We start from the raw sequence: 7,555 nt of genomic DNA on the forward strand, positions 1-7,555 counted from the left end.
TCAGGGTATGCTGGTTGGCTCACCTGCTGAAGTCGCATTCCGCAACAAGTTCATCAACGCTGACCAGCTTCGTGCCCATGCGAAGAAAATGGGCAAAACCGAACTCGGCCGCCTGCTTCTAGAACTGGCTGATAGCTGATTTTGTTTCTGGGTTCTGGTCTGCTGAAATACGCGACCAGAACCTCTTTTTTTATAAGAAATTTTCACGGCAATATTTCAGCATAAAGGTCGAACGTCTTTCCATTCCAGAGGGCTTTGTTGCATAAATTATCGTGTGGGTATTTATGTTTTGCCTTGAGTTTATTATCTGGGGGATGAGTGATGTGCCCCCCAGTGCTACCGCACGACGAACTGGTCCTCCTATAATGCAGCTAATGCAGCGCTGAAGAAGCCTGGCTCTCTGACGGTGTGGTTTGACCCGTCCTTGATTTGGGAAGGCCTGGCGCCGTGGTCTGCTCCAGCTTTCAGTACGCTGAGCCGCAGCCAGGAAAGCCGGACGGCGCGGAATTTTGACTGTCAGCTCACCGAAGTTTATGTTCGTGTCGCCATTTTCAATCGCTTCACAGCACTCGGAACACCCATCACTCAAGCCGTCGCATAACCAAAAATACCTTTATATGACGTTGTCACGTCGATAGCGGACATTGTGCAACAGAGCCCATCGTAGCTGTATTTTCCAAGCTCAACAAAGTTGCCACCTAGGCAAGTTTCAGGCAAGTCAGAGAGATGAATGACCTATCACTCGCTAACGGCAGTTCCTACAAAGGCACCCATGGAGGGTCAGGACGTGTGCGTTCATTTATAAAGTGTAATGCGGGCTTCTGCGGCTTTGTAGTACTGCCGACTATCGTGTCCGCAGTATATTTTACCGTCTTCGCGTCTCCGCAATACGTTTCCGAAGCGCAGTTCATCGTCCAGGGACAACATAATCAGTCCAATCTGATGCTTGCAGGTCTGCTTGAAGCAGGTGGGGGAGGAAGCGCCAGTGAAGACACTTATGCCGTACAGGATTACGTCACATCTCGTGATGCGGCCCAATTGTTGCTGCGCACGGAAAATATTGGTGCGGCCTACCAGACACCTGCTGCAGATGCCCTTGCTCGGTTTCCGAATTTTTATTCTGGCCACACGTTCGAACATTTTTACGCATATTATCGCCGGCACGTGATTGCAGAACTTGACACCACAACCGGTGTTTCGACCTTGCAAGTCCGAACGTTTAATGCTCAGGATTCTCAGCGCATCGCGCGCGCGCTCGTCACAGCTGCTGAAAATCTTGTTAACCGGATGAATGATCGGCAGCGTGAAAATACGATTGCTGCCTCTGAAAAAGAATTAAACGAATCAATTCAGAAATTATCCAAGGTTAACAAGAAGATTGATACCTATCGCGACAAGATTGCGATGCTCAATCCAAATTTGCAATCTCAGCCAGTGCTTAAGGATATCGCAGCACTTCAGACGACCGTCACAACAACACGTGTGGAACTCGCTCAACTTCAACGCTCTACGCCCAATAGCCCGTTGATTGAAGTCTACAAGCGCAGACTTATGGCCCTCGATGCAGAGATATCGCATGCCGAAATGGGGATTACCGGCTCTGATGCTTCGTTCGTTCCCAAGATTAGCGAGTATGAAAGTCTTGTTTTTCAACGAACACTTTATGAAAAAGAAGTATCTGCTGCGGATGCTGGCGTCGCAACCGCAAAACTGCAGGCTGACAGACAATTACTGTATCTGAACGAAATCACACAACCTAATCTTCCGGATTATGCGGCATATCCGCATGCAGTTTCTAATGTCGCCGTGGTGTTTGCGACGATGCTCGGGCTTTATCTGATGGCAATATTGCTTATCAGTGGTGCTCGAGAACACAAGCTCGTTTAAGCTTTTCTCATGCTGCAATGTATAGACGTTACGAAAGATTATCCAGCGGCCGGTGGAAAGCGCAGGGTTCTTGATCGGGTTAATTTTCGCCTTGAAAGAGGTCAGAAACTCGGTGTTCTAGGGCGCAACGGGGCAGGGAAGTCGACCCTCATTCGCATGATTGGCGGTGTTGAATCCATTACCAGCGGAAACATTGAGCACACAATGTCGATATCGTGGCCACTGGCATTCGGAGGGGCGTTTCAAGGCAGTTTAAGCGGGTTGGATAACCTGCGTTTTATATGCCGTATTTACAGCCTCGATTACATTGCAACACGTGCGTATGTAGACGATTTTGCAGAGCTTGGCTCCCAACTGGCAGATCCGGTCAAGACATACTCGTCTGGAATGCGTGCCCGTCTGGCTTTTGCATTGTCGATCGTAATCGAATTCGATTGCTATTTGATCGATGAAGTCATCATGGTCGGTGACGCACGCTTTCACAAACGTTGCGAGGAAGAGCTTTTCGTGAAGCGACAGGACCGGGCCATGATTCTGGTTTCTCATGACATGGGATTTATGCGTGATACCTGTGATCGTGCTGCGATCATATCAAACGGGGCTTTCACTCCGTTTGATAATGTCGAAGAAGCAATTTCAATTTACGAGACGCTTTAGCAACTGTGTTTAAGCGGCGGGACGAATGCGCCATGGCAGGCCTGTTTTCAGGATAGGATTTGCGATTGTGACGAGACGCCGCGCAATCGCGATGATGACCAATTTATGTGGCTTTCCTCGCTGTTTCATGCGCTTTGCCACAGCTTTCATAACCGGATTATGACACGAAGCTGCCAATCAGGCCTGAAACAGGACATTGCGGAGAGATCTCCGTCCCCCTAAAATGACACCTTTCCCGAGCATCGCGCCGCTATCGTGAGACATTGATGCAAGTCCGGTCATGGCAGCGGCTTCGGTCGCTGTCATCCGGCCGAGTTCTGGCATTTCTGCGAGAAGCATGGCGATTGATACTGGGCCGATACCGGGGATGGAACGGAGAAGTTCTGCTTTAGCAGAGAGTTCTTTGCCCTATGCAATGACTCCTTCAATCCGTTATTCGAGCTCGCTGATCTGGCTCTCAAGAAATGCTTTGAGACTGCTGTCCATATCCTCCAGTTCAGCGCTCACACCCTGCTTGCGACGCGCCGAAATCTGGGCAGAAAGCCGTTTACGCGCGTCTACCATCTGAGCTCTGCGAACTGTTAATGCCCGGAGAAGCTGAAGTTCTTCATCTGGCAGTGCTCGGCCGGCCTCTGGGCGGACAACCATGAAGCGCGCAATTAGGGGTCACGACACGAAAGTGTACTTTACGTACGCTTAGAGTGAACCCAACAAGAACGTTGAGGCTGTTCTGCTGAGAGTTCGATAGACAGTTGGCCGAGAAATAGAAAACAGTTCTGAAAGATCGCTGATGGAGTAATCGCCGGTATCATACATCCGGCGAAGCTCTTTTTGCTGACGTTCAGAAAGCTTGGGTTTCTTTCCGCGTAGTTTACCTTTGGCGCGTGCAACAGCCATGCCTTCACGTGTACGCATCCGGATCAGATCGGCTTCAAACTCCGCGAAAGTCGCAAGGATGTTGAAGAACAACTTGCCCATTGGATCAGACGGATCGTGAATACTGTTCCCAAGTTGAAGCTTCACGCCACGGGATGCCAGGCTGTCGCCAATAAGCCGTGCATCAGGGACAGAGCGGGCCAGTCGATCAAGCTTTGGTACGACCAAAGTATCGCCACTACGAACAGCCGCCAGTGCCTGGTCAAGGCCGGCCCTTTCCCGGTTCGTGCCGGTGAAGCCCTTGTCGGTGTAAATACGATCGGCAGAAACACCGAGTTTGAGCAGTTCCTGATGCTGGGCCGCGAGATCCTGTTTGTCCGTCGAGCAGCGGGCATAGCCGATCATTATGTGTGTCATACGGGAAAGTGTAACGTATAAGGCCCCATGACTGCAAAACATATGGTACCACCTTTATGAGACACAGCACACGGCTGTATTCCATGACGTGTTGCACTTGTCCGGGACAGTCCGTCCAACGATCCCCTTCCGGACACATGAAGGAGACATCCGATCATGGCGCGGTGCCGTCTTCTGACCCGTGAAGCTCTTGCCCGACATTACGAGCCTTCTGTCGATGATCGCGAGATCACGAGACATTTTACACTCAGCCATGATGACTTCGATCTGATCGCAACCCGGCGCGGAGACGCCTCCCGATTGGGTTTTGCGATGGTCATGCTCTACATGCGCTGGCCGGGACGGGTGCTGGAATCTGGTGAAACACCACCGGCTTCCATTCTGTCATTTGTTGCGCGGCAGCTCGACCTGTCCCTTGGGCTCTGGTCCCATTACGGACGTCGTGACGAAACCCGTCGATCCCATCTGGCCCACCTGATGAAGCGTTATGGCTACCGAACCTTCGATCGGTCGGCATTTCATGACATGACCGGTTTCGCGATGCCAATTGCACATCATGTGACCCAGCCATCCCGTATGGCTGCGATCCTGATTGACGAGATGCGTCGCCGAAGCATTCTTCTGCCGTCGGTCACTGTCATTGAAGCCCTGGTGCGCCGTGCTCGCCAGCAGGCCGATCACCTTGTCCATGACGTCCTTGCAGGGGGCCTGCCGCCGGAAACCCGTTGTCGTTTGGACAAAATTCTGGAGCGTCGTGGCGATCGCAGTGCCTCCTGGCTCTCGTGGCTGCGTAACCCGCCCTTATCACCAGCCGCGCGCAATATCCTGCGACTGCTGGAACGCCTGGAGTATGTACGATCCCTGAACCTCGACAGCGCTCGCGCCACGACCATACCGCGTGTGGCCTTTGACCGTTTGAGCGAAGAAGCTGCCCGGATTACGCCTCAGCATCTGGCCGAGCTTCGGTCATCCCGTCGTTACGCCATTCTGGTGGCAGCCGGGGTCCGACTTGAGGAGGTTCTAACCGACGCGACCCTCACAATGATGGACAAACTCCTCGGAAGCATGATGCGCCGTGCCGAGCACCGGATCCGTGACAAAGCGATTGTCACCATGCGATCGTTGCAGGCCCAGCTTCGTCTGCTGACAACCTCCTGCCGTCATCTGATTGAGGCGCGTGATCAGGGCGTTGATTCACTGTCTGCCATTACGGGAATTGACTGGCCCCGCCTCCAGGACGCCATCGGCAGGGCTGAAACCCTGACAGCTCCAGAGACCATTGATCGCACGGCCGAACTGATCAACCGGCATCGCTCTCTTCGTCCTGCCATTGGTCCATTCCTGAACGCGTTCCAGTTTCAGGGTGGTCGCACGGTACAGGGATTACTGAAGGCGGTGCAGATCATTGGAGACCTCTATCGGACCGGTAAACGCCGCTTGCCTGACTCCTGTCCGATCCGTTTCATTCCGCCTTCCTGGCACAGCTTTGTCAGGCCAGAGGGAACAGTCATACGACAGGCTTACGAACTCTGTGTTCTGACCCAGCTGCGCGAGCGTCTGCGTGCCGGAGACATCTGGGTAACGGAAAGTCGCCAATACCGCGCATTCGACACCTACCTTCTTCCGGAAGCCACGTTTGCAGCGATGCGCGCGCAAGGACCGTTGCCTCTGGCGATCAATGCTACGGCTGACACGTTCCTTTCTCAACGGCGTGCAGTGCTGGAAACCGCGCTGAACCGGGTGACGGCTCTTGCCAGAAAGGGCGAGTTGTCACAGGTCCGGCTTGATGCACAGGGTCTTGTGATTTCGCCTCTGAAAGCAATTACACCCCCTGCTGTGGAAGAGTTGAGGCGGGCGGCTTACGACCGGCTGCCACGGATCAAGATTACTGATCTTCTGCTGGAAGTGGACCGCTGGATCAGCTTCACCGACTGCTTTACCCATCGCCGTTCCAGCCGTGTCGCGGATGACAAAAACGCCCTGCTGACGGTGATCCTGGCGGATGGGATTAATCTTGGTCTGACACGCATGGCCGACACCTGTCAGGGTGCTACACTGCGCCAATTGGCGCATCTGCATGACTGGCATATCAGCGAGACCGGATACGCCGAAGCCCTTGGCCGCATGGTCGCTGCCCATCGTGGGCTGCCCCTGGCGTCACTCTGGGGAGACGGCACATCGTCCTCAAGTGATGGTCAATTGTTTCATGCAGGTGGCAGAGGCGCTGCGATCAGCGATATCAATGCGCGCAATGGCAGTGAACCGGGCGTCAGTTTCTACACCCACATCTCCGATCAGTATGATCCGTTTTCGACCCGGGTGATTGCTGCGACGGCCGGTGAAGCGCCCTATGTTCTGGATGGACTGCTTTATCATGCTAACGGACTTTCCATTGAAGAGCATTATACCGACACGGGTGGGGCGTCAGATCATGTTTTCGGGCTGATGCCCTTCTTTGGTTATCGATTTGCGCCCAGGATACGGGATCTGAAAGAGCGGAAACTTCACCTGTTTCCGGGACAACACCCGGGCGAACTTCTGGGTGGGATGGCCGGTGACCTGATCAATACCAACCATATTGTGGAACACTGGGACGATCTGTTGCGTCTCGTTACGTCCATTCGGAGTGGAACCGTGACGGCTTCGGCCATGCTGCGAAAGCTCGGCTCTTATCCCCGTCAGAATGGTCTGGCTGTGGCCTTGCGTGAAGTTGGCCGGATCGAGCGATCAATTTTTATGCTCGACTGGATACAGGATCTGGATTTGCGCAGGCGAACTCAGGCAGGCCTCAACAAGGGAGAAGCCCGGAATGCTTTGGCCCGGGCGCTCTTCTTCAATCAGCTTGGTGAACTGCGGGATCGGCGTTTTGAAAATCAGGCCTATCGGGCGTCAGGTCTGAACCTGCTGGTGGCAGCGGTTATCCTATGGAATACGCGCTATCTTCAGTCTGCCATCGCAACGCTCGGCATTTCCAATGACCTGGCGCGGCATATTGCACCCCTCGGTTGGGAGCATATCTCTCTAACAGGCGACTATCGCTGGAATGTCGATGAGCAGCCCGAAGCTGGCGCGTTACGACCGCTTCGGGTACCTGCATCCCTACTTGTTGCGTGAACCTCAATGTGGCCAGTTCTACAGGTGTTCACTCCAAGCGTACGTAAAATACACTTTCGTGTCGTGATCCCAATTAGTTCCGCGTCGATCTGGTCGGTCTTCGCTCTCTTCCCCATGGAGAGTGCGAAAGCTTTGATCTGTGCTGGTGGCAACTGGACCGCATTGATCCCCATACTTATGAGAACACGCCAGAGTGCCCATTCCTGTCCGCCTGTGGCTTCAAACCCAACCTTGAGACCGTCAGGCATACTCTGAAGGGTTTCCAGTAATCTGCCATAACCATCAGGTGAATTTTACAAACGGAATCTCTGTTTTCCGGGCAGACAGAAGCCATCAAGCCAGTCTCGGGACACATCTATTTCGATAATGGTTTCCGCAGACATGTCACTCTCTCTTTCTTATGTTCGCGGTCCCGGAACCGGGCCGCCGTCAACTGTTCGAGACGGTGAAGAGAGGCGAAATCAGCCTGCTAGAAAACGTGGTCAGGCTATCAGATGTTAAGCGCCGTATCTCAACTCATGAACGACCCTGTCCATGATCGTCACGAGGTAGAGAAATCCCCGTTTTATGGGGATATACGTGATATCGGCACACCAAATATGGT

5 protein-coding genes and 5 pseudogenes are annotated in these 7,555 nt (G+C 53.3%); 6 read left to right on the forward strand and 4 right to left on the reverse strand.

All coding sequences use genetic code 11. From position 1 onward, the window contains the following. From HK24_RS09635 to HK24_RS09650, 5 genes and pseudogenes are all read left to right on the forward strand, one after another. Window positions 1–139 (forward strand): annotated as a pseudogene (locus tag HK24_RS09635) (glucose-1-phosphate thymidylyltransferase); the annotation flags it as partial. Between the two features lie 189 nt (window positions 140–328). Continuing rightward, window positions 329–433, forward strand: a pseudogene (locus HK24_RS14045) (IS5/IS1182 family transposase); the annotation flags it as partial. A gap of 63 nt (window positions 434–496) precedes the next feature. Then, window positions 497–601, forward strand: a pseudogene (locus HK24_RS13890) (IS5/IS1182 family transposase); the annotation flags it as partial. Window positions 602–726: 125 nt separating this feature from the next. Next, the gene (locus HK24_RS09645; RefSeq protein ID WP_143412310.1) at window positions 727–1,887 is read left to right on the forward strand and encodes a capsule biosynthesis protein; all 1,161 of its coding nucleotides are present in this window, start codon (window positions 727–729) and stop codon (window positions 1,885–1,887) included. Window positions 1,888–1,896: 9 nt separating this feature from the next. Beyond that, the gene (locus tag HK24_RS09650) at window positions 1,897–2,544 is read left to right on the forward strand and encodes an ABC transporter ATP-binding protein (protein ID WP_086634308.1); all 648 of its coding nucleotides are present in this window, start codon (window positions 1,897–1,899) and stop codon (window positions 2,542–2,544) included. Between the two features lie 177 nt (window positions 2,545–2,721). Here HK24_RS09650 and HK24_RS13895 read toward each other — a convergent pair. From HK24_RS13895 to HK24_RS09660, 3 genes and pseudogenes are all read right to left on the reverse strand, one after another. Then, window positions 2,722–2,919, reverse strand: a pseudogene (locus HK24_RS13895) (transposase); the annotation flags it as partial. 57 nt (window positions 2,920–2,976) lie between these two features. Beyond that, entirely contained in the window at window positions 2,977–3,192 is a 216-nt protein-coding gene (locus HK24_RS13900; RefSeq protein ID WP_233126217.1) for a hypothetical protein, read from the reverse strand. Window positions 3,193–3,240: 48 nt separating this feature from the next. After that, window positions 3,241–3,837 (reverse strand): recombinase family protein, encoded by a 597-nt coding sequence (locus tag HK24_RS09660; RefSeq protein WP_086634309.1) that lies wholly within the window; start codon window positions 3,835–3,837, stop codon window positions 3,241–3,243. A gap of 156 nt (window positions 3,838–3,993) precedes the next feature. Between HK24_RS09660 and HK24_RS09665 the strand changes: the two genes are divergently transcribed. Next, window positions 3,994–6,951 (forward strand): Tn3 family transposase, encoded by a 2,958-nt coding sequence (locus HK24_RS09665; RefSeq protein ID WP_086634310.1) that lies wholly within the window; start codon window positions 3,994–3,996, stop codon window positions 6,949–6,951. Here HK24_RS09665 and HK24_RS13905 read toward each other — a convergent pair. Continuing rightward, window positions 6,870–7,232: pseudogene (locus tag HK24_RS13905) on the reverse strand (transposase); the annotation flags it as partial. The gene HK24_RS09665 and the pseudogene HK24_RS13905 overlap by 82 nt on opposite strands. Between the last annotated feature and the right edge of the window lie 323 nt (window positions 7,233–7,555).

The sequence above is a fragment of the Gluconobacter sp. DsW_058 genome, assembly GCF_002153615.1.
GTDB classification, from domain to species: domain Bacteria; phylum Pseudomonadota; class Alphaproteobacteria; order Acetobacterales; family Acetobacteraceae; genus Gluconobacter; species Gluconobacter cerinus.

Excerpts from the sequence above, each read along its gene's own strand:
- HK24_RS09645 (WP_143412310.1), top strand. The coding sequence starts at position 727 with ATGAATGACCTATCACTCGCTAACGGCAGTTCCTACAAAGGCACCCAT.
- HK24_RS09650 (WP_086634308.1), top strand. The coding sequence starts at position 1,897 with ATGCTGCAATGTATAGACGTTACGAAAGATTATCCAGCGGCCGGTGGA.
- HK24_RS13900 (WP_233126217.1), bottom strand. The coding sequence starts at position 3,192 with ATGGTTGTCCGCCCAGAGGCCGGCCGAGCACTGCCAGATGAAGAACTT.
- HK24_RS09660 (WP_086634309.1), bottom strand. The coding sequence starts at position 3,837 with ATGACACACATAATGATCGGCTATGCCCGCTGCTCGACGGACAAACAG.
- HK24_RS09665 (WP_086634310.1), top strand. The coding sequence starts at position 3,994 with ATGGCGCGGTGCCGTCTTCTGACCCGTGAAGCTCTTGCCCGACATTAC.